The sequence below is a fragment of the Micromonospora sp. NPDC005174 genome (genome assembly GCF_040608495.1).
In the GTDB taxonomy this organism is placed as follows: Bacteria; Actinomycetota; Actinomycetes; order Mycobacteriales; family Micromonosporaceae; genus Micromonospora.
Genome location: NZ_JBEXIJ010000022.1, coordinates 77209 through 100699, shown reverse-complemented (window position 1 = coordinate 100699; position 23491 = coordinate 77209). Strand labels below are relative to the sequence as shown.

Sequence of the window (23491 nt, the reverse complement as noted above, 5' to 3'; positions counted from 1 at the left end):
GCGTGGCGTCGTCGTCGGGAACACTCAACGTGCGAGTTCGGGGAATGTATCCGCGTGGTCGTGGCTGGGTCGTCGGCCTGGTCGCCGCCGGTGTCGCCGCCGTCGTCGGCATCGGGGTGACCGCGTACGCGCGTCACGACGAGCTGGTCGGCCGGTCGCTGTCCGACGACCAGATGTCCGCCGTACTGTCCGCGGGTCACGCCTGCCCGATGCTCTCCTCGGCCCGCGTCGCCGGGCAGCTGATGGCCGAGTCCGGCGTGGACACGGACGCGACACGCACGGTGTCCGGCGGCAGCGGCCTCGCCGGCCTCGACGACCAGCAGTGGCGGCGGTGGGCACCCTGGACGGGCGCGCGGCGCACCGACCCGGCCGCCGCCGTGGCAGCCCTGTCACACCTGATGTGCCAGCTCGGCGCTGAGATCCGGCAGGCCGGGATCGAGGGCGACCCGTGGCGGCTGTCGCTTGCCGGTTTCCGGGCCGGCGTCCCGGCGGTGACCAGGGCCGGCCGGGTACCCGACCCGGCGTCCGAGTACGTCGACCGGGCCGCCGGCTACGCCACCTACTACCAGGGCCTGCCGCACTTCGCGGACGCCGGCACACTGACCCTCACGGCCGGCACGGCCCCGGACGCCGTACCCCTGCCCGAAGCGCTCGCGCCCGTGCTCGCCGCCGCCGGCCGGCGGTGCTCGCAGGTGCCCGCCGCCGCGCTCGCCGGTCAGATGATGGCCGTGTCCGGGTTCCGGGCGGACGGACCGGGCGGCGTCGCCGGCGTGCCGCCGGAGCTGTGGCAGCGGTACGCGCCCGCGAACGCCTCGCCGTCGAAGGCCGAGGACGCGGTCGGCGTGCTCGCTCTCGCGATGTGCCGGCTGGCAACGGAGCTGGCCGGACTGCCGGGTGACCCGTACCTGCTCGCGCTCGCCTCGTGGCGTGCCGGCGAGGACACCGTCCGACGCGCCGGGGGCGTACCGGACGCGATGACACTGTCCTTCCTGGAACAGGTCCGCCGGTACACCGACTACTACCGGCTCGACACCCGTCTCGGTGCCGGGCCGGTGGCCGCGCCCTCGCCGACGCCCTCCGTGTCCGTCGCCCCGTTGACGTCCTCGGCGGCCACGCCGTCACGGCGGGCGAGCGCGCCGCCTCCCGCGTCGCCCAAGCCGACGGCACCCAAGCCCACGCCGAGCCGCAAGCCGTCTGGAACCATGTTCGCGCATGAGCGGTCCGGTCAGTGCCTGGACGCGGGCGCCGCCACCAACCTGCTCGCCTCCCGGATCGAGCCGTGTGACCCGTACAAGGTCTCGCAGCGGTGGAACGTGCGGTCGGATGGCACGATCCGGTCCGCCCGCAGCGGGCTCTGCCTCGACGTCAACGACAGCGGCGTCACCGACGGCACCCTCGTGCAGACCGCCACCTGCAACGGTGAAGACACCCAGCGCTGGACTCTCCGCGACGACGCCCTGATCAGCCCGGTGAACGGCGGCATGTGCGTGGACATCGGCTGGGACCTGGCGACCACGGCCATCTGGACCTGCAACTACGACGAGGACCAGACCTGGCGGCCGGTCACCTGATCGGACGTCCGTCTCCGGTGAGGGAAATCCCCGGAGATCGACCCGCGACTCTCCCGGTCGGACCTGTGCCGGCCCGCCGGCTGGTTGTCTATCGGTGCCAGCGATCACCGGTGCACAGGAGGCAGCCAGCATGGCGATCACCGACATCACCCCCGACGACGTCGAGGCAGCGGCCGACAACCACGACGCCGCGGAGCAGGACCTCGACAAGCAGCGTACGGGCCTCGACCAGACCGTGAACGACCTCTACGCGGCCAACTCCGGCGTCCTCATGGAAACGCTCAACAAAGTCCAGGACGAATGGAGTACCGACATGATCGGCATTCTCAAGCTCCTCGACGACTGCGAGCAGTATCTGCGTGATTGCAAGACGGAACTGGAGCGGCTCAACCAGGAACAGGGCGAATCCCTCTCCTGATCGCCGTCCCCCACCAACCTCGAGAAGGAGCACCTTCCGTGACGGATCCGGGCTACATCAAGTACGACTACGACTCCATGGACGTCGCCTACGACGAGATGAAGCGCATCAGCGACAACGTGATCGCCCAGTTGGACGTCCTGGAGCAGGAGGCGAAGAGGGTTCTCGCCTTCAACGGTGAGTACGTCCTCAACTACGAGCAGAAGGCCCAGAAGGTCCGGGACGGGATCACCGACTTGAACAACGCCACCCTCCTGCGGAGCAAGGAGCTGGCCGAGAAGTTCGCCGACTACGCGGCGACCGACAAGAAGCTCGGCTCCCGGTAGACCGCAGGGGCGGCGGGGAGTTTCTCCGCCGCCGCCCGCACCGCGCGACGCACACCTCGGCCCGGAAAGGAAGAGTGAGCAATGGCCAGCTCGGACAGCACCGAGATCGACCTCTCGGCGTTGCGCGACGCGGCGCGACAGATCGAGGACCTCATGAGCGACGGCAGCATGACGATCTTCGAGACGGCGGCGGACACCAGCGCGCTGGAGGCCGGCAAACTCGACGCCGCCCAGTGGCTCGAGGCCATGGTCGCCGACCGCGGGGCCGGTCTGCGCCAGCACGCCCTCGACCTACAGGCGTCCTTCGAGGCACTCGGCACCAGGCTGCGCACCATCGCCGACATCTTCGAGCAGCAGGACCAGGCCAACGGCGACTCGCTCCAGGGCAAGGCCGTCGACGAGATCGAGACCTGGACCGCATCGGTCGGCGGCCTCACCATCCCACCCGCCGACGGCGAGGAGACGTACGACACCGGCGACAACGTCAACCGCGACGGCGCGCGCCTCGGCTTCGAGGTCGACCCGATGACGGGCGAGGCGAGGAAGGCCGACGACGGCAGCATCGAGGTCACCCTGCCGGCGCCGGAGGACCTGAACGTCACCGTCTTCCCGGACACCTCCATCACCCCACAGGTGCTCTTCACCGACACCGACGTCCTCGACTACGACTACGAGGGCGGGTTCTTCACCGACGGCGAGAACAACCAGTCGGTGCCGACGAGCACGAGCGTCACCGCGACCGTCGCGCCCGAGGACGACGAGAAGTAGGCCATGCCCGAGGATTCGGTCGGCTCACTCCAGACGCCAGCTCCCCGTGGGCAGACGTTCGCCTCGCTGCACGTGTGGACGGACCTGCAGCCGTACGTCAGCGAACTGGTGGACAACACGGCGGAGACCGGCAACGCCTGGCACGACGCGGGGGCCGCCTTCGACAAGGCCGCCGCCGAACTCGCCCGCATCAACGACGAGTTCGACCGGATCAAGACGGCACTGGACCCGGGCTTCGTCGGTCAGGCCGGTGACGCGTTCCAGGAACGGACGACGGAACTGCTCAACCACAGCCGCGCCGTGCACGACCGGCTGGAGGGGTACGGGCAGCTGGTCGGCGACGTCGGGCACGACATCAAGGTGTTCGCCACCGCCTTCTGGGAGGCGGTGGAGACGTTCCATCAGCTCACCGACCAGCAGGAGAAGCTGTTCGAGGGGGCGGTGTACGACGCGTACAGCGCTGTCGAGCAGTCACCGCCGGCGGACATGCTGCAGAAGGCCCGCGACGCGGCGTACCAGATGGTCGAGCAGAACATCATGATGCCGCACATGCGGCAACTGCTGATGACGCTGAGCGACAAGTACGTCATCAAGGGCGAGGCGCTGGACCCGCTGGAGATCACCCCGCCGAACGTCTTCACCAGCGCGGCCGACGACTCGTCCTCGTCCAACGACGACGACTCCTCGTCGAACCAGGATGACGACGACTCCTCGTCGAACCAGGATGACGACGACTCCTCGTCGAACCAGGACGACGACGACTCCTCGTCGAACCAGGACGACGATTCTTCGTCCAACCAGGATGACGACGACTCCTCGGTGTCGGACGACTCCGACTCGGACTCCTCGTCGGACCGGGACGAGCGGGACGAGGCCGAGGACCGGGCTAACGAAGCGATCGACAACCTCCAGGACGCCGCGCCGGATGACAGCCTGGGCGGATCGACCGGCGGCTCGTCCGGCGGGGGACTCGGCGGCACCACGCCGGGCAGCAGCGGCTCCGGGTCCGGTGGCGGCGATGGTGCCGCCGAGCGGCAGGCCGCCCTGCAGGACGCGCAGAACGCCGCGAACGACGCCATCGACAGCCTCTCGAATCCGGCTGGCGGCACGTCCGGCAGTGGTGGGGCGCCGAGCGGGGAGACCTCCGGCGCGGGCGGTGGCATGCCGGGGATGGGCAGCGGCGGCAGCCCCGGGTCCGGTAGCTCGGGTGGCGGCAAGGGCAGCACCGGCGGCGCCGAGCAGGCACGTCAGAAGGCGCTGGACGACGCGCAGAAGGCGGCGAACGACGCGATCGAGGGTTTGCAGTCGGCCGGTGGTGGCATGCCGGGCGGCGGCTCCTCGGGAGGCGGTCTGCCGACCGAGTCCTCCGGCCCGTCCAGCGGCTCCGGCGGTGGTACCGGACCCGGTGCGGGCGGCGGTCAGCCGTCCGAGGCCGCCCGGCAGCAGGCCCTGAACGACGCCAAGAAGGCCGCCGACGACGCCATCGCGGACCTGTCGGGCAAGTCCGGCGCGGGTGGCGCCGAGCGTCAGCAGGCGCTCGACGACGCCCGGCAGGCCGCGGACAAGGCCATCGAGGACCTGCTGGGCAAGGGCGACGCCAGCACTCCCGGTGCGGCTGTCCAGGATGCCCGGGACGCGGCGACCGACGCCATCGACGATCTGTTGGAGGAGAACGAGAAGAGTGACGCCGATCCCGCGTCCAAGGAGCAGCGTCGTGAGGCGCTCGAGGACGCCCGGGACGCGCTCGACCACTCCCTTGACGACATGGCTGAGTCGGCGGACGTCGTGGACCCCCGCGACGCCCTGCACGACGACGCCGTCCGTGAGGCCCGGGAAGCGGTCGACGCCGCGCTCGACGACCTGGTCGCGGACGCCGAGGCGCAGCCGGGCGAGAGCGCCGAGGAGAAGACCCGGATCGAGGCGCTCCAGGACGCCCGCGAGAGCGCGACCGAGGCTCTCGACGACCTGATCGAGGAGAACGGCGTCCACACCGGGGACGGCCGGCCCTCCAGCCTCGCCGACTTCCTGCGGGGGACCGGCGCCGGTGGAGGGTCGGGCGGTGGCTCGGGCTCGTCGGGCGGGCTCGGCGCGGGCGGCGGTGGAGGCTCGGCGGGCAGTGCGGGCGGTGTCGGTACCGCCGGCAGCCCGCTCACCGATCTGCGTCCGGCCGTTCCGGTGGCGCAGGCCGGCCCGACCGGCCCGGCGGCCGTCGACCCGTCCGCCGGGCAGGGCATGCCCATGATGCCGCCGATGGGTCAGGGCCACGGGCAGCAACCGTCACGCGACCGGGAACGCAGCATCTGGTTGGAGGGCGACGACGAGGCCTGGCAGGAGAACGGCGACGGGGCTTCCGCCGAGGCGATCGGGCGGCCGTCGTGACCGTCGCGTTGCTCCAGGAGGCGGCGGCCCGGCTGAGCCGTACGCCGCCTGCCGTCCTCTACGCCGCCGCGGACCGCTTCGAGGAGCGCCGGCAGACCTTCGCCGAACTCGCCGACCGGTACCGTCGTGTGCTCCGCGACGCCGAGGACGCCTGTCGGACCACCGGCTCGTCGTCCTCGCTGCCGTCGTCATCCGCCCACGTCGCGGCCGTGCTCGACCAACTCGCCGCGACCGACTTCGCGAGCGCGCTGCGCCGGGCGGGCGACTCGCTCGCCGAGGCCCGCGACCGGCTGGGCGAGCTGGTCGCCCGCCAGGCCGCGGATCCACAGACGCGACCCGACGGGTACGACGTGCAGGGCCAGGTCGTCCTCTCGTCCACCGGAGCGGCGCTCCTGCGGGCCGGGCTGGACCTGCCGCCGCCACCGCCGGTCACCGCGACCGGGCGGGAGCTGGCCGGATCGGCGCCCCCCGGAGTCGAGTTGTTCGCGGGCGACCTCGACCCCGACCGGGACGTCCCGCCCAGCCCGCCCGGTGCCGCATCGCCCGGCGCGGGCGCACCCATGATGCCGATGATGCCGATGGGCGGAATGGGCATGGGCATGGGCGCGGTCGGCGCGCAACAGCGCGAGCGGCGCGTGGTCATCCCCGCGCCTGTCGATCCCGGCCCCTGGGCCGAATCGTCCGACGGCTGGGGAACGCCCGGACGTGCTCGCCCTTCGACACCCGTACGCCCCGAGAGGAGCCCGTCATGACCGACCAACGAGCACCCGGCGACGCGACCGCCGGTTTCGAGGCCGCCCTACAGACCCTCGCCGAGGAACGGGAACGCCTGGGACGCATGCACGAGCGGATGGCCGAGGGCACGACGACCACCTCCAAGGACCGGATGCTGTCGGTCGCCGTGAATGCCCGCGGCGAGATCCTCAAGCTGACGTTCCACAACACCAGGTATCGCCAGATGGCCCCGGCCGAACTGGCCGCGCTCGTCACCGAGACGATCGCGGCGGCCCGGGTCGAGTCCCTGACCCAGCTCACCGACGTCGCCGGCGAGGTGCTGCCCGGCATCTCGTTCCAGGACCTGGCCGGCGGCCGGGTCGACCTGGAACGGATGGTGAGCAGCTTCCTCGGTGCCTCGCTGGACGTTCTGCCGCCGGGCGCGGTGTCCGCGGCCGACCAGGCACGGCTGCGGGGGGACAGCTGATGTCCGAGATCACCTCCGCGGACATTCCCGGTGTGCACGGCGTGGCCGACCGGCTCGGGACCGCCGGCGACCGACTCGGCGATGCGCTCAGGGCGTTGCAGCGGGACCTCGATGCCGTCTACGGGTGCTGGGGCGACGACGACGCGGGCAAGTCGTTCGCCAACAACTACGTCGGGACCGCCGAACAGCAGCTCGCCGACCTCGCCACGACGGTCGAGACCCTCGGTGGGGTCGCCGACAACCTGGACGTGATCGCCGACGCGTTCCAGCAGCTCGACGCGCAGGGCGGCGGCTCGCTGGAGCTGACCAGCGAGTAGCAGAGGGCACGGAGGATTCGATGGCGGAGGATTCCGGGCCCGGGGTCGTCGACCTGCCTCCCGACCTTCAGCGGCTGCTGAAGGTCGTGGTCGGCATGGAATGGCCCGAGGGCAACGAGGCGATGCTGCGGCGCATGCACGGGCTGTGGAGCGACCACGGTGACGTCCTGCGGGCACTGCGCGAGGACATGCCCGGGTTGGCCCGTTCCCTCGGCGACTCGATGACCGGGTCGGCCGCCACCACGTACACCGATCTGGTCCGCTCCGACCTCCCCGGCGTCCTCGACGCCCTCGCCAGCGTGACCGACGAACTCGCCAAGACCTCGATGAACGCCGCCGCGGACATCCAGAAGACCAAGGTCACGATCATCGTGCAGCTGGTCGTGCTGGCGGCGTCCATCGCCTGGTTGCTGGCCACCCTCTTCGGCGCGCTCTTCATCCCGGTGGTCGTGGCCACCGCTCGCGGCATCCTGTATGCGATCCTGCGGACCCTGGTCACGGAACTGGCCGCCGAGGTCGCCCTCGGCTTCGGCGTGGACCTCGCCACCCAGCTCGCCCAGATCGCCCGCGGCCTGCGCATCGGTGGCCTGGACACCCAGTCGTTGCTGGTGTCCGGCGTCGGCAGCGTGATCGGTGGCGTCGCCGCCGGAGCAGGTCGCCTCGTCGCCGGCGAGGCCGCCCGACACCTGGCCAACGCGTGGACGAGCACCACCCAGAGCATCACCGGGAACGGGATGCGCGAGATCAGGGACATCCAGTTCAAGGGCGCGTACGCCGCCATCTCCGCGACCGCGCAGGGTGCCGGCGGGGCCATCGCGGACGCCAGCACCGGCGCGATCTTCGGGCAGGCGTTCAACTGGGGTTCGGTGACCGCCGCGACGATCGGCGGCGCGTCCGAGGGCGGACCCTCCAACGGCAGTCACGGCGGCGGCGTGGGCGAGGTGGCCGTGCCGGACATGGACGGCCTGCCCACCTACGCCGAAGCGGTCGGCGACCTCGACGAGAAGCCCGCCCTCGAGGAGAAGCCCGACGCGAACACCCCGGAGAAGCCGACCGAAACCGGCGGGGAGAAGGCGGGGGACACTGCCGCCGACCGGTCCACCTCGGACGCCACGCCATCGGCAGATGGGTCGGCGGCACCGAGTGCCACCTCCGGAGCGGCACCGGTGGGCACGTCCACCGGCGGTCCGGCCACCGCGCCGACGACCACCGCTCGTGCGAGCGGGTCATCCTCAGCCAGCCCGGCGGCATCCGGCGGATCCGCCTCGGCTCCGGCCGCCCCGTCGTCGGCGTCCTCCACGCAGGCAGCTCCGACGTCGGCCGCCCTGTCGTCGGCGGGGTCCGCGTCGTCTCCGGCGTCCTCTGCGTCGTCCGCGTCGGCGTCCTCCGCTTCGGCGTCGTCCGCGTCTGCATCGGCCGGATCGCCGTCCGGCGGCGTCGCTGCCGGTGCCGGTGCCTCGACGTCGGCCTCGGGGCCGGGTGTCCCGTCGGGCACGAGCCCTGGGTCGGGCGGCCAGGTGGGTACCGCCTCGGGGGCCGCCACCGCAGGCGGCAACGGGGCGGGCGCTCCCACGTCCGGCTCGACCGCCGGCAGCACGCCGGTAGCCACGGTCGGCGGGCCGTCGGGCGGGCAGACCGGCGGCGCTGCCACACCCACCGGTTCGGCCCCGACGACCACCTCGTCGTCACCCGCCGGCACGTCCACCGTGGCGGGTGGAGCGGCCGGTGCCGCCACCCCCACCACCGGGGTATCCACCGCGGCGGCGGCCGGCGGCAGCCCGACGCCTACCGCGACGACACCCGGCTCGACTGCCGCCTCGTCCCCGGCCGCGTCCGCCGCCACTGCGACCTCCACGCCGGTCTCGTCGGCCAGCTCGCCGTCGACGGGACCGACGCCGTCGACAACCGCATCCGGGCCGCCGGTCGCCGCCACGACACCGACGACGAACGTCGCCTCGACGCCGACGTCGGCGAATCCACAGTCCACGTCCATGCCGGCCGCGTCGCAGTCCAACACGGCACCTGCGCCGACAACCACGTCGAGCACGCCAGCAGCCCAGGCCGCCACCGCGCCGTCGACCACCGCGCCGTCGACCACCGCAACGTCGACCGGCTCGGCGTCGGCGACCACTCCAGCGTCGGCCACGACGTCAGCCCCGACGCCGAACCCCACGTCGACCGGTATGCCGTCCCCGAGGGTGGGGCCGTCCCCGACGGCGACGCCAGGTCCGACCGTGACGCCAGGTCCGACCGTGGGGCCGTCTCCGACCGTGTCGCCGGGTCCCACCGCGACGCCGAACCCCACCCCGACGCCGAGTTCGACCGCGACGCCGAATCCCACCGCGACGCCAGGCCCGACCGCGACGCCGAACCCCACGTCGACGGCGACGTCAGCCGCGACGCCGGCTCCGACCGCGTCGCCGTCCCCGACGGTCACGCCGCCGACCGCCGTCGGGGACGCCCCGGCGGGCAAGCCGGTGCCGGTCGTCTCCACCCCTGATCCCGCGACGGGTTCCCGGCAGCACCCGCCCACCACCGGCCTGAGCGTGACGCCGCACGTCATCGGGTCCGTGCCGACGGCACCCGCGTCGAACAGTGGCGGTGGTGACGTGGGCGGCGTCGTCTTCGGGTACGCGGTGCCGCGTCCGACCGAGCGTCCCCGTACCGACGGGGAACCGAACCCGACGTCGTCGCCCGCGCCCGACGAGTCGAGCAGCGCCGCACCGGCTGCCGCCGACGTCGCGGGCGCGGTGCCCGTCGACCGCAGCGGCTGGATCCCGGTCGGCGATCCGATCACCATGGACCAGATGCGGGAACGCTATCCGTACCTGGACCGGGTCAATCCGCTCCGGTCGCTGCTGAACTGCGTGTTCGCGGCGATCGTCACCGATCTGCTGGTGCGCGTCGGTGGACGGGAGCGGTTCGAGGCGCCCGCCTCCGTGGTCACCGAGGTGGGGGTGCTGAGCTTCTACGCGGGACGGCCCCTGCAGGAGGCCGACGGCTACCAGGCCGTCGTCGACGCGATGCGCGCCGCACCGGTGGGCTCGCGCGGCGTCCTGGTCGTCAACGACGCCCCGGGCTCGGTGGCGCACTCGGTGAACGTGGTGCGTGACGAGCACGGGGTGTTCCTCCTCGACGGTCAGACGAACGCGCCGGCGACCGTACCGCCCGCGCCGTCGCGGGTCCGCTTCGTCGCCACCACGGCGGACGTGCCGACACCTGCCGTACCGGCGGATCCGGCGCCAGCGACGGAGCCGGACCTCGCCGGATCGGACCACGCCGCGCTGTTCGGCCTGCAACCGCTCGGCGGCCGGCCGCGCGACCTCGTCGCCGCGGTGCTCGCGGCTGCGGGCCGCGCCGAGGAGCCGGCGCCGGTGGCGCAGCGTTGGGGTACGACCGATCCCGGCCGTATCGCCAACGGCCTCGGGCTCCGGCTCGTCGTGGTCGGCGAGGACGGCGCACTGCGGGCGTACGGCGATGCCGGCCGACCCGAGGCGTTCGTCGCGCGCAGTGGTGGGGGCTATCTGGCGTTGACTCCGACCGCCGGCCGCGAGCCGGAGTTGCCGGGCGACGGGGACGTCGAGGCGATCGGGCAGTCGCGGGGACTGACCGGCCGAGACGGTGCGGAGCCGGTACGCGCGGTGGCGTCGGAGCTGCTCGACGCCCACGACGGCGGCCTCGGCCGGTACCGCTGGACGCTCGACGGTCACCAGGTGAACCTGAGCGCGCTGCTGACGCTGCCCTCGGTGCACCGTCAGCTGCCCCGGCTGCTCGCCGACGACGCGCTGGTTCTGCGGTCGGACCGGACCGGTCCCCGGGCGCATCGCTTCGAGCTGCGGCTGACCGGTCGTCGCGCGGACACCTACGACCTCGGCGTCGACCACCTCACCAGCCGGGTCGACGTCACCGTGACCCTGCGCCGCATCGGCCAGGTACGCGGCAGCACCACCCGCGAGTGGCCGCGGACGGTGGCGCTCACCGAGGAGTTCACGCGCACGGTTCCGCTGCTGCTGCCGATGCCACCGTCCGGGATGCCGGAGCCGACCGGAGTTCCGTTCCCGGTCACGCCCGCCCAGCTGAGCGTCGGCGCGGTGACTGTCGGCGCGGCGCGTACCCCGTCGGGTCGGATCCGGGCCGGCGCGTTCACGGACGCCGTACCCCTCGGGTTCGTGCAGTTCGCTGACGGCTACCGCCTGGTGGTCCGGGCCGTCGGCGGCGAAGGGCCGGTGGAGCTGCTGCTCGACGTCACCGCCGTCGCCGAGTTGCGGGACCACTTCGCCGGGCCGGGTCTGGCCGGCCTCGCGTCGTACGAACGCCCACCGGGGTACGCCGAGCCGACGCGCAGCCTCGGCCCGGCACCGGAAGGGGTCGGCAGCGACCGGTGGGCCGCGCTGAACGACGACCCGTCCGTGGATCTGGACCGTCCCCGGTGGGACGCGCTCACCGCGCTCGCCCCGGACGTGCCCGCCGCGCGGCTGCTCAGTTGGATCGGGGCGGTCGGCCGCGCGCCCGGCGATCTCACCGCCCTGGCCGACCGGATCGGCGTCGCCCCACGAGCGTTGCTGACGCTCGCCGTCGACCTCGGCGTCGACCCGCGGGCGTTGACCGTGTTCGCCAGCCGCCTCGTGCGGCTCGACGGGGTCACCGTGCCGGAGTTGCGCAGCAGTCTCGACCCGTTCGGTCGGATCACCGATGACGACGTGGTGGCGATCGCGGACGTCGCCGGCCGACTCGACCTCGCCGCCGACGCCCTCCCGACGCTCCTCGACTTCGTTCGCTATGCGGTGCCGTTCGACCTGCTCACCGCGCTGCCGGACACCCTGCTCGCCGAGGCGGTGGCGGTGGCCCGGCTGCGGCACGACATCGACACCCGGCCCGACCGGGCCGCCGACGCGCTCGGCCTCGACGACCGTGACCAGGTCGAGGACCTGGCGATGGAGCTGGGCGTGCTGCCCGGCCACCTGGCGGTGATCGCGCCGGAGGTCCGCGACGCCGTGCTGCCGGACCTGGACGTGCCCGGTTCGAGCAGGGCGCCGGTGGCCGGACGGGCCGAGGCCGTTCGCGCGAATCTGCGCCGCAGCGGCTACCTGCCGCACGACAACGCCGCCGGCCTCACCCGTCAACTGACCCTGGCCGGCCGGCTCGGCTTCCACCCCGGCCAGCTCTCCTTCCTGTTGCCGTCGCCGCACATCGTGCTGCTGGCCCACGAGTTCCTCGCCGACGTGCCGTTGCAACGGGTCGAGCTCACCCTGCGGCTGCTCGCCGAGGACCTGACCGGCCCGTCCGAGGCCCTGCTGACCGGTCTGCCGCGCACCACCGAGGTCAGCGACGCCGAGCTGACCGCGTGGACGGGTTCGCTGACCAGCCTGGATGTCGTCGCCCAGGATCTCCGGGACGCCGCCCGACCGCTGCTCGACCGGCCGTGGGGCGATCTGCGCGGGGCGACCGCGCTGGGTTACCGGGTCGGGTCGTCGGCGCTGAACCGCTTCGTCGACGTCGCCCGGGTCGCGGTGGCCAGCGGCCGACTGCCGGTGGATCTGCTCCGCATCGCGCACCGGATGACCCTGTCGGCGGACACCCTGCTGGTCGCGGCCGGTGTCATCGGCACCGACCCGCGCTACCTGCACCCGTTCACCGCGCCGCTGCTGCGCAGTGAGCTGCCCGTGTCCGACCCGGACTACCAGAACGTGGTGGAGGTCGCCGCGCTGCTGCGGACGTACGCGGCCCGTCGCTCGCCGCTGTACGACGAGGCGTTGCGCGTACCGTGGATGTTCCGGCAGGCGGCGCGGGGCGTCATCGGGGCGTGGGGCGCGGCGGTGACCCCGGCGGTCCTGACCACGGCTCTGGGCCAGTTGGGGCGCGCGGAGGTGCCCGAGTCCCACACCGACGTGCTGCGCGACCGGGGTGACCGGCTCCGCGAGGCGACGCAGCGGTTCGTTGCGGACCTGCCCGCCGACCGGATCGGCCGTCTCGGTAATCTCGGCGGCCGTCTGCGGCGCTGGGCGGGAGGATTGCGGCAGCTCACCGGCATGCATGCGGCCGTCGCCGCGGCGGCCACCGCCAATCGGGATCCGCTGCGCAACGCCGTGGTGGCGCGCGACCGGTTGGAACGCGAGATCATCCAGCTTCTGGATGCCTCGGCGGGGCCGGCGCCGGAACTGCGAGCGGCGTGGGAGGACAGGGACCAGGCGTTGCGGAACCTCACCCTGGAACCGCAGGATCGCCTCGCCCGTACCCTGCCCGGGCTCTACCTCGCGGTGCTCACCGCCGACGCCCGGTACGCCCGGCTGCTCTCCGCGGCCGTCGCCGCGAACCTGCGGCAGCGTCCCGAGCTTCGGGAACCGGACGGCACGCCGCACCCGGCCGCCACCGACCTCGCCGGCGCGGTCGAGGCGGTGGGGAGGGCGTTCGAGGAGACCCTGCACGACCAGCCGTTCTTCCAGCGGCCGGACGACCTCAGCGCCCTGGAACTGGACGAACGTCTCGCCAACGCGCTGCCGGACACGCACGGCAGCGCCGTAACCGGTCAGCGCTCCGGTGAGGCGTGGCTGGGGACGTACTGGTCTCGGCGCTTCGCCGACCCCCGGTTCGATCCGTACACCTTCGCGCTCGACCACGAGGCGCGGCCGTGGCTCGACCACCGGGCGGTCCTGGCGCTCGCCCGGGCCGCCGGTCAACCACCCTGGACCATCCACCAGCTGGTCGCCGACGACCTGGAGCGGACGCCGGTCGAGCTGCTGGACCCGGCCAGCCGGCACGGTATCCCCCTCGATCGCCTGCTGGACTACACCGCTCGCTGGTTCCTCGATCCGGCCGTCTTCGGGCTGCTCGACCGGGCGGCGCTTGCCGACGACGACCGGCACGCGGAGTACGCCACGCAGCTCGAGGAGCACCTGGACGCCCGGGGCAGCGCCGTACGGCAGTTCGTGCTGGCCCGCGCGACGCAGGGCCGGTTTGCCGGTCCGCCGGCGGACACCCTGCTGTTCGACGATCCGACGGCCGTGGTGCTGAGCATGGGTCTGCCCCGCGCCTGGGGCACGGGGGACCCGGTCTCACCCGAGACGCTCATCGAGTTCGGCGAGCTCCAGGTGTCGCTGATCGGCCTGATGGACGTCCAGGAGTCGTCCATCAGGTTGGGTGCCGAACTCGGCGTGCCGGCGATGTGGGTGGCCCTGGTCGGCACACGGGTCGGCCGGGTGCCACTGGACGTCGCGGCGCACGCGGCGCGGCTCGGGGTGGTGGACCCGTTGCTGCTCTTCGCGCTGGTCGCCGAACTCGGCGTCGACCCCGCCGTGTTCACCTCGGCCGACGGGCTGCGCGCGCTCAACGATCCGGCGCCCCCGCAGGACCGGTACGCGCCGGTGCACGCCCTGCTGGCGGACCCGGTGACCGGCCCGCGACTCGCCACGGCGTGGACCCGGCCAGGGGCGCGGGTGAGCCCGATACCGGGCGGTGGCCGACCACCCCGGCCGTTGATCGAGTCGCTGTGGCAGATCTACCGGGCCACCGACCGTGTACCCACCGATCTCCTGCGGGTGGCGGCCAGCGCGTACCTGCACCCGGCGGTGCTCGCCGACATCGCCGCCGACCTGGGGATTGATCCGCGCACGGTGTCGGCGCTGGTGCAGTCCCTGCCGGACCCCCCGCAGCAGGAAACGGCATCCACCGCGCCTCGCGCGCCGCGTGTCGACCGGGCCGCCCGGGTACGCGACGTGGCGGTCCAGTGGGTGGACCGGCTCCAGCGGCGCTGGTCGGTGGCCGAGGACGACATCGCCTCGCTGTTCCACTTCCTCCGGGGTGAGGGGCACACCCTCACGGTCCTCGACGACGGGTCGGCCGCCCAGGTCGCGGACCTGCTGACACAGTGGCGGGCGGAGCGCGCCGCCCGGCAGGGACGCCCGGCGATCACCACACCGGCGAACTCGCTCGACCTCGACGAGGTCGTCAACTCCGCGGACGCCGGCCCCGGCGTCCGGCCCACCGAGATCGAGGACCCGCCCGGTCTGCTGGACCTGCTGCGGGCCATCCCGGGCGTCGAGGTCACCGACTTCGCCGACACCGCGCAGGCGGACGCGGCGGCGGCGCAGTGGCAGGCGGACGTGGCGGCGCAGTGGCAGGCGGCCGCGGACCGGGCCGACGACTCATCCGAGACCGACACCGAAACCGACACGGACAGCACCGTGGACGCGCTGACGCCCGCGCGCCGATCTCCCACCGAGCCGGGAGCGATCGGCGACCCCGAGACCCCGGGCCGCCCCCGGCTGCCGGCCGGCGATCTCGTCGGGCGGGCGCTGCCCGCTCTGGGTCGTGTCGGTGGCCGGAACCCGGAGCGGCTGCGTCAGTGGGTGGCCGCGGTCGAGCCGGACCGGTCCGGCGACGAGGTGACGCTGAGCGAGACCGACTGCGTGGTGCGGGCGTACGCGGCGTTCGTCGCCCTGCACGGTCGAAGCGCGAACGTGGTCGACAACCGGGCCGCCGCCGCGCCGCAGTCGATGACCGTCCGGGACCTCCAGGATCTGCTGGACGGGTCGTTGACCCGGTTGACGGACTGGCCCGCGCTTGTCGACGGGCTGCGTGGCGCTCCCGGCGCGCTGGCGCTCATCCACCTTCCCGCGAACGATCTGGTGCTCGCGCCGGACGCCGGTCCGGCCCGCGGTCACGTCTTCTGGCTGTGGTCCGACGACCGGACCGGGACGCCGACGCTGCGGGTGATCGACACACAACGCGCAGGCCTGCTCGCCGACGAGGCGTTCGCCGGGACGCCGAGCAGTCGGTGGGAGCGGGCGCTGACCGGGTACGGCGTCCGCGCCCTGATGCTCGACGCGGATGGCCGTCCCCGGCCGCTGCCGACGCCGGACGCTGCCGGCCGGCCGCCGACACAGTCGACGCCCGAGGCCAACGGGCGGCCGTCGACCCAGCCGGTGCCGGACCGGTCCAACCTGGACGCGGTGACCCTGGCGTCGCGCTCGCCCGCCGAGCCGGGCGTGCTGGGCCTCTCCGGTCAACGGCACGGCACCGGTTCAGACGCCGTCGCCGCCGCCCTGACCCTGCCCGGTCGGGCCACCGGCCGTGACCCGGACCGGTTGCGTGAGTGGGTGCGCACCGTCGAGGCGCAACGCCCCCAGACGGTGTTGCAGCACGACGTGGCTCGCGCGTACGGGGCGTTCGTCGCGATGCACGGCCGGGCGGCGAACGTGGTGGACAGCCGCAGGTCCCCGGACGTCGTCCGGCTCACCCTGCCCGAACTCCAGCAGCTGCTCGGCGGCACGGCGCGTCCCCTCAACGACGTACCGGGCATGCTCGCCGCGTTGCGCGGCGCGCCCGGCGCGATGGCCCTGGTGCACGTGCCCGACCGTGACCGCGTCTTCTGGCTCTGGTCGGACGACACCGGCGACGCCCCGATCGTGCGGGTCGTCGATCCCACCCACCCCGGGCTGTTGGACCGGCCCACGCCCCGTGTCCTCGAGCAGATGCTGCGCACGCCCGGCGTCACCGTCCTGGGGCTCAACGCGGACGGACAGCCCGGCGGCCAGGGCCCGGCCGACACGTTGCCGCCGCCCACGGCTGCGACGCAGGGGCCGACCGTGCCCTGGTATCTCGAGGACGGCGCGCTCGGCCAGTTCACCGTGTTGTCCGCCGGGCGACCGGCGAGCGCCCGCGTCGGCTCCGCCGCGCAGCTCGCGAGGGGCCTCGCGGCCGGCCTGCCCGTCCTCCCCGGCGTGCCGACCCGCCACGCGGAGGCGATCCGGGTCGAGATACGGCGGGAGATCGCCCGGGCGCTGACCGCGCCGGAGCGCGGCACCGGTCCGGCCGACGCCGCCTACGAGCAGTACCTCGAACACTGGGACGAGCGGCTGACCAGCGGCATCCACCTCAGTGTCGGCGACCGCCTGGTGTGGATCCTGCCGGTGCCCAGGGTGGCCCGTCCCGCGCCGCCCGCACCCGAGCAGGACGCCAAGGTCTACAAGGTCAGCTTCGGCTCGACGTCCCGGGGTTGGACCAGGGACAGTGAGCGACCGAGCGGCGGCATCTTCAGCCCGGACACCGCGCTCGGCGGCATCAGCCAGTACCTGACCCGGGTGATCTTCCAACTGCCGGACATCACGTTCGGAAGCAACCGCGAGCACGGCAGCTCCGACGGGCGAAAGGTGCTCGCCGGCCGCCAGATGTTCGTCGCCGACACCACCCCGTTCCAGGCCGGACTGGCCTTCAAGGTGTACGTCGACGGCCGGCTCTGGACCACCACGCGAACCCTGCCCGCGCACGAGAACCTGCTGCTCATCCAGTTCCCCACGCCGTACACCGACCCCGCGAACGGGCAGTACCGCCCGGCCCGCGCCGCCGCTTCCGTCGACGGCTCACGACCCCGCACCTCGTACGCCGACCGGGTGTTCAACGCCCTTGCCACCGAACAGTTGATCACCAGCTGGCACCGGGCCCTGCGGGAGAGCCTCGACGCGGACGCGGCCGCCGACTTCGCCCGACAGGGCGTGGCGCAACTGCTCAACGAGCGGACCGCGCTCAACCGCAACCGACGCCTGCTGCACGGCTCGGACCGCGCCACCGGCCTGCACCACGGCAGCACGACCATGTCGCTGCACCTGATGCTCCAGCCGATGAGCCTGCAGCACCTCGGTGACACGCCGGACGTGGCGGTCCGCGACGACCTCGGCGTCATCGCGGAGTCCGGCACCAGCGCCGACGGCAGCCGGCACGTCGCGGTCGCCGGCGAGGTCGCGTCGTACGGCATCAGTCACATCGCCCGTGCGTTGCCCACGCCGGGTGGGAAGTTGCCCAAGGACAACAGGTTGCAGGGCACTGTCAGCGGTGAGCTGGGCGGCAGCGTCGGCCGCGACGCGGGCGTCGAACTCGGCGAGAGCGTGCTCAACCACACGGTGTTCAAGCGCACCGACGCGCAGACCCGGTACCGCCAGCAGTTCGAGGCGGTCCTGGTGACCCGGCTCAGCTCCGGCGAGGTCCGACCGGTGGTGCTGCTCGGCCTGCCCGGCGAGGTGGCCGTCTGGCAGGACCAGCGCGGCGCGTACGAGCAGGCCCTGCTCGGCGCACCCGCACATGGTCCGATCGTGGCGGTGCCACCGGCGCCTCGGCGTATCGGCCGGCTGGTCAGCGAGGAGGAGATCCGCGACCGCCTCGGGCCGCGCGCCGTCGAGGTTCTCACCGGCGGCCGGGTCGTGGACCCGAAGACCCGCCGGTTGATGCCGAGGGTCGAGACGCCGCAGCTGCGGGGCCGCTACCCGGCGACAGCCGTGCCCGGCGAACCCCTGGCCCTGGCCACCCGGCGCGGCCTGGGCCCGAGCGCGCCCCTGTCGCTGCCCGGTGCCGAGGTGGTGCTCGACACCGCCACCCAAGGGCTGCTCGCCCTGTCGCAGCGCGACGAGCTGCCCGTCGACGTCATCGAGGACCTGGAGATCCACATCGGTCGCGACGCCATGGAGGCGGACCCGAGCCGGTTCCAGACGGGCGACCCGTTCCAGGTGACCATCGGCGGCGTCCCGTACGACGTGCTCGTCATCGCCTACCTGGAGGAGTTGCGCGACACGAGCGCCTATCCGATGGACGTCAACCTGCGCGCCCTGCAGGGCAGCTCGGTGGAGGGCTCGGTCGGCACCTCCCACGGCATGGGCGGTGGCGTCGGCGGTGGTCTGCTCGTCCCGCTGCCGCTCGAGGAGTGGAAACTTCAGCTCGGGCGGGCCGAGCTGCAGGGCGAGTGGGAGTGGTCCCGCTCCGACGCGTACGACGGGGCGGTCAAGCACTACCGGCGCACCGAGACGACGGGGGGCGTGACCGAATTCCGCTATCGGGTGATCTACGAGGTCGTGTTGCGTCAGGGGACGCAGCCACGGGTCACGTACCTCATCGGCGACGACCCGAGAGACCCGAACGATCCGAACAACCCCGACGAGCCGGACGTCACCGCGCTGCGGACCGTGCTGCCCGACGAGCACCGGTTGGACCGGACGGTCACACCGCGCGAGCAGGACCTGGCGGGCCGGGTGACCGACGTGACCTTCCGGGAGTGGGACCGGGCCAACCCCATCCCGTACGAGGACGAGTCCGCGGCCGGGGTGTTCCCCTTCCTGCCCGGGCTGCCCGAGGTCGCCGCTCGGGCCGCGCACGCGTACGCGCAGATCAACAACCTGGATCGACGATGGTTCAATGAACCGCTGAACTGGCCGCGGCCGCTGTGGGGCGTGGGCATCGCCAGCCAGGCCGCCGGGCACCTCGCCGAGATGACCGACCGCTACGGCTGGCTCGTCGCGCTGCCCGACGAGGGCGGGCACCACCAGGCGGTACGGGTGCAGATGCGGGCGTTCAACCCCGAGCAGACCCGGCCGCCCTCGGACGTCGAGATCGAGCACTACCAGCAGTTCAGCGCCGGGCACAAGTGGTCGCACGACGCCGGCAGGAGCGCCGGGATCAGCATCTCCACCGGTCCGGTCTTCCCTCTCGGCGGTTCCGGCACGGTCGACGATCCGACCGACCGGGTCGCCCCGTCCGACCCGACCCGCCGGCAGGTTGGCGGCGTCGGCGGTGGCGGCGGACCGTTGCCCGGTGGTGACACCGCGGGCGAGGGCGGTCTCGGTCGCCTCGCCTTCGGTCCGTCCGGTGGCTACCGGTGGTCCCGTGAGGACGGCGTGTCCGACGAGTCCGGTTACATCGACATCACCCGGGCCACCTACGGTGGGCTCACCCAGCACCACCGCAGCGACCTCGTCTTCAAGATCACTGCCGAGCGGTGGGACGGTGAGCAGGGCGAGGTCACGCGGGCCGTCCGCTACCTGCGCGTCAAGCTCGGCAAGGACTTCATCACACCGGACCGGCTCGCGGCGGCCCTCGGGCTGCCCGGCGCCACCGCCGTCACGCCGTCCGAGCCGCCGGCCCGCCGCCCGTTCGATCCGGAGCCGGTCCGCGCGTGGTCCCACCCGGAACGGCTCAGCGCCCACGCCGTGCTGCCCGCCGTCACCCGCGCGCTGTCGGTCTGGAAGTTGCTGCCGCGCCGCGCCGACCCGGTCGACCTGCCGCCCACGCTCCTCGTCCGCGCGCTCACCGCCCGGCTGCGGCCCTCCGCCCTCGAAGGACAGTTCGCCACCCTGACCGGCGCGGGACTGCGGGTCTGGCAGCCGATCGTCACCGACGGAAAGATGCGCTTCCTGCTCGTCCAGGTGACCGGCGACCTCCAGGCGCCGACCCAGGACCTGCCTCGCGACGACGTCGCCCTGACCGAACGCAGCGAGGCGGTGACGGCGCACTCGACCGATACCGCCCACTCGGGCACCCTGCACGTGGGCGGTCGGACCCGCGCCCGTGGCGAGATCTCCTCGAAGGCGGACCTGGCCGGCGAGTTCCGGGCCGAGTGGCAGCGCACCACCGGCGTGGGAAGCGGCCTGGCCGACGAGACCAAGGACATCATGCGGCTCGGCATCAAGCAGTCGCACGAGTTCACCCAGCCCATCACCTTCCGGGTCGACATCGGCCTCACCAAGGAACTGCCGGTGCTGATCCAGTTCCTCGCCACCAACAGCGTCAACCTCTACCGCGCCCTGGAAGGGCTGGTCCTGCGCGACGCCGGTTCGTGGAGCCGCTGGTCGGCCGACGCGCCGGTGCTGGGCCGGGCCGGCTGGTGGGAATGGACCACCCCGATCACCGACATCACCGGCAGCGGGCGGCTCGTCGTTCCCGCGTACCTGACGATCGCGGACGTTCCCCCGGCCGCCACCGGCTTGGTGGACGGCAGTTGGGCGCCGGCCGGCCCGTCGCGGGCGGCGGCGCTGCCGGCGGTCCGGGTCGAGCGGGGACCGCATCCGGCGCCGCCAGCCCTCAACGCGACGGTGCTCGCCGATCCCACCTTCACCCCGCAGTCGTTGCGCCCGATCGCCCGCGCCGCCCACGCCTGGGCCAAGCTGGTCACCGAACCGCTGCGGACCTGGCCGGATGTCCTCGACGAGGACAATCCGCCCCGGATCGCCCGCAAGGGCCACCTCAGCTCCCTGGAACGCACCGTGGCCCACCACACCTCGGACCGCCAGCTCAACCGTCGCTTCGATGAACTGCTCGAACACCGCTACCAGGTAGGCGACACCGGCATCCGACTCGGTCTGGACCTCCGAGGCTCGTCGTTCAACGTGGACCTCGCCCCGGACGGCACCGTGCGGCCCCGCGGGTTCGCCCACAAGGGCCGCAACTACCGGCAGCGGGACACCAGACCCAGCTACGAGGTCTCCCAGAGCACCAGCTCGTCGGTGGGCGGCGGAGCGACGCTGCGGGGGACCACCGGCAACATCCGCACCGGCCCGGGCGGCTCCGGGTACGGCGGCTTCGGCGGTGGCCGCGGGTACGAGGGCGAGACCAGCAACGTCGGCGAACGCAACAGCGAACGACGAGCCCAGTACCACCTCATGCGCTACGACGCGACCCTGGTGATCTATCCCCCGGGCGATCGGAACCATCGGCTGCTGGTCGACCGGGACGGGGGGCTGTTCGCGGTGACGACCGTGCGGCCGGACACCACGTACCAGCCGCCGGCCCGGTTCGCGCCGACAGTCGTCGACCCCGTGCAGGGCATGGAGCTGGGCAGCCGCATCGACAACACGCCCACGGCCCCGTTGGCGGCGCCGTCGCCGGCCAGGATGGACGAGCCGGCGTTCCGGCGAACGGTCGACGAGGTCGCCGAAGCCGGTAACGCGGCGTTCGTCCGCACCGGTCTGCTGTCGCTCGCCGAGTGCCTCGCGCTGGCCGAGCGGATGGTCACCCGGCTCTACCCGTCGGCCACGCCGGAGCTGCACGCCCTGCGTCCGAGTCGCACACGGGAGGCCGACGCCGCGACGTCCTGGCTGACCGGCCAGACCGACTGGACGCCCGTGACGAGTTGGCAGACGGTCGAGGCGGATCTGCGGGACCGGCCCGGCACGACGGCCGTCGTGCTGCTGCAACGACCGAACCAGACCGTGCACCACATGTTCCTCGCACACACCCTGGCGAGCGGCCAGGTGCTCTGGGCCGATCCGGGCCGCCCACCGGGTGAGCGGGTCTTCACGCATCCCGGGACGTTCGCGGACGCCCGGTTCGAGTCGGCCGTGGCCGCCCGGGCCCTCGTCATCGGCGCGGATGCCACCGTCGCGCCCGGTCGGACCATCCCGGAATCGGCCTCGACCGCGCGTGCCCTGGTGGACGCGCCGCTCGGCCACGACGTGCGGGGCGCCGTCCCCACCCGGGGGACCGCGCGTCCCCCGGCCGCGCCTGCGCCCTCTTCGGTCGCTCCGGCGCCCTCCTCGGTGGGCGACGGGTCACCGGGGCCGAGCGGTGACGCACCCGTGGCGCGGCCACAACCGGTCAGCGAACCCGAGCCACCCGCGCGCACGGTCGTCGACGTCGCGGCCGTACGGGCGACCCTGCGAAACCGGGCGGTTGCCGGTGACGATCCCATCCCGTACCGGACGGGTCATGTCCTGACCGGCGCGGACGCCGCCGGTCTCACGCTGACCCTGCGCACGGACGGCCCGGTGGACCTGGCCGCACTCTCCGGGCGGCTTGCCGACCCGAGCACGGTGACCATCGGGCCGGACGGCCACGGCGTGACCCTGCGCCTGTCCGACACCCGTGACACCTGGGCGGACCTGCGGGCCGTGGCCCGCCACGTCCGGTCCTCCGGTGCGCGGATCCTCTCGGGCACGGTCGACGCCCTGCTCGGTCCGGGCCAGCACAGCGCGCTCGCCGCGCTCCTGTCCGCCCACCACGCGGCCCTCGCCCGGATCGTCGGTGTCACCGAGACGACCGCCGGCGCGCTGCGCGCCGCGATCACCCGGACGGACCTCAACCTCGGCATCCTGCAGGCCCAGATCCGGTTGGTGCACGCGTTACGGGGAGCCGGTGCGGCGGACGCGCCGGCCTGGCTGGGCAACCACCACTACTGGTGGCACGACGACGAGCCGGCGGCCGTGTCGCACGAGGTACGCCGCCTGCTCGACGCCGTGGCCGCCGTCCTGCCCGACGATCCCGCGGATCTGGTCGCCCTCGCCCTGCTCGCCGACGACGTGAACCACGGACCGGCCGATCCCGTTGGTCAGTCATGACGATCCGCATGATCTCGGCCGATGGTGGCCGGCACGTGGTGGCGGAGCATCCCGCGGATCTGCTCGCCGCGTTGATCGACGGATACGCCCGCCTGCCGGCGCGGCACCGCCGCGCCGCGCGGGTCGCCCACGCACAGCGTTCCCTCACCCGCATCCGGCAGAGGCTGGTCGCCGGGTTCGGCGCGGAAGCCGTGCCGCCGGCGGTCCTCGTCGACGGGCAGCACCACGCCCCGTCGCGCGACGACGCCACGGTGATCTGGTTGGACACCGACGACGAGGAACGCTACCTACGGTCGCTGGCCGCCGTCGGGGAGATCTTCCTGACCGTGGGGGAGGGGCATCCGCGAGGGATGTCCCCCGACTTCACGGGGGCGAGCGGTGACGACGACCCGACCGCCCCCGTGCGCTGATAGGAACCGG

Annotated in this window: 10 protein-coding genes; all 10 read left to right on the top strand. The window is 73.3% G+C overall.

Features of this window, described 5'->3' with window-relative positions:
- The first annotated feature begins 44 nt into the window (after window positions 1–44).
- The gene (locus ABZU91_RS22735) at window positions 45–1571 is read left to right on the top strand and encodes an RICIN domain-containing protein (RefSeq protein ID WP_355243792.1); all 1527 of its coding nucleotides are present in this window, start codon (window positions 45–47) and stop codon (window positions 1569–1571) included.
- A gap of 130 nt (window positions 1572–1701) precedes the next feature.
- A complete protein-coding gene (locus tag ABZU91_RS22730) occupies window positions 1702–1989 on the top strand; it encodes a WXG100 family type VII secretion target (RefSeq protein WP_355243789.1) in 288 nt (95 codons plus the stop codon).
- 38 nt (window positions 1990–2027) lie between these two features.
- Window positions 2028–2315 (top strand): hypothetical protein, encoded by a 288-nt coding sequence (locus ABZU91_RS22725; RefSeq protein WP_355243787.1) that lies wholly within the window; start codon window positions 2028–2030, stop codon window positions 2313–2315.
- Between the two features lie 81 nt (window positions 2316–2396).
- Window positions 2397–3083: a hypothetical protein gene (locus ABZU91_RS22720; protein WP_355243784.1), complete on the top strand. Its 687-nt coding sequence runs from the start codon at window positions 2397–2399 to the stop codon at window positions 3081–3083.
- Between the two features lie 3 nt (window positions 3084–3086).
- Window positions 3087–5462, top strand: a complete 2376-nt coding sequence (locus tag ABZU91_RS22715) for a hypothetical protein (RefSeq protein WP_355243781.1) — start codon at window positions 3087–3089, stop codon at window positions 5460–5462.
- On the top strand, window positions 5459–6214 hold the full coding sequence (locus tag ABZU91_RS22710) for a hypothetical protein (protein ID WP_355243779.1): 756 nt from the start codon (window positions 5459–5461) through the stop codon (window positions 6212–6214). Before ABZU91_RS22715 ends, ABZU91_RS22710 begins: the two co-directional genes overlap by 4 nt.
- On the top strand, window positions 6211–6663 hold the full coding sequence (locus ABZU91_RS22705; protein WP_355243776.1) for a YbaB/EbfC family nucleoid-associated protein: 453 nt from the start codon (window positions 6211–6213) through the stop codon (window positions 6661–6663). Before ABZU91_RS22710 ends, ABZU91_RS22705 begins: the two co-directional genes overlap by 4 nt.
- Window positions 6663–6980, top strand: a complete 318-nt coding sequence (locus ABZU91_RS22700) for a WXG100 family type VII secretion target (protein WP_355243773.1) — start codon at window positions 6663–6665, stop codon at window positions 6978–6980. Before ABZU91_RS22705 ends, ABZU91_RS22700 begins: the two co-directional genes overlap by 1 nt.
- A 20-nt stretch (window positions 6981–7000) precedes the next feature.
- Window positions 7001–23071, top strand: a complete 16071-nt coding sequence (locus ABZU91_RS22695; RefSeq protein WP_355243770.1) for a hypothetical protein — start codon at window positions 7001–7003, stop codon at window positions 23069–23071.
- The gene (locus tag ABZU91_RS22690; RefSeq protein WP_355243767.1) at window positions 23068–23481 is read left to right on the top strand and encodes a hypothetical protein; all 414 of its coding nucleotides are present in this window, start codon (window positions 23068–23070) and stop codon (window positions 23479–23481) included. Before ABZU91_RS22695 ends, ABZU91_RS22690 begins: the two co-directional genes overlap by 4 nt.
- Window positions 23482–23491 lie beyond the last annotated feature (10 nt).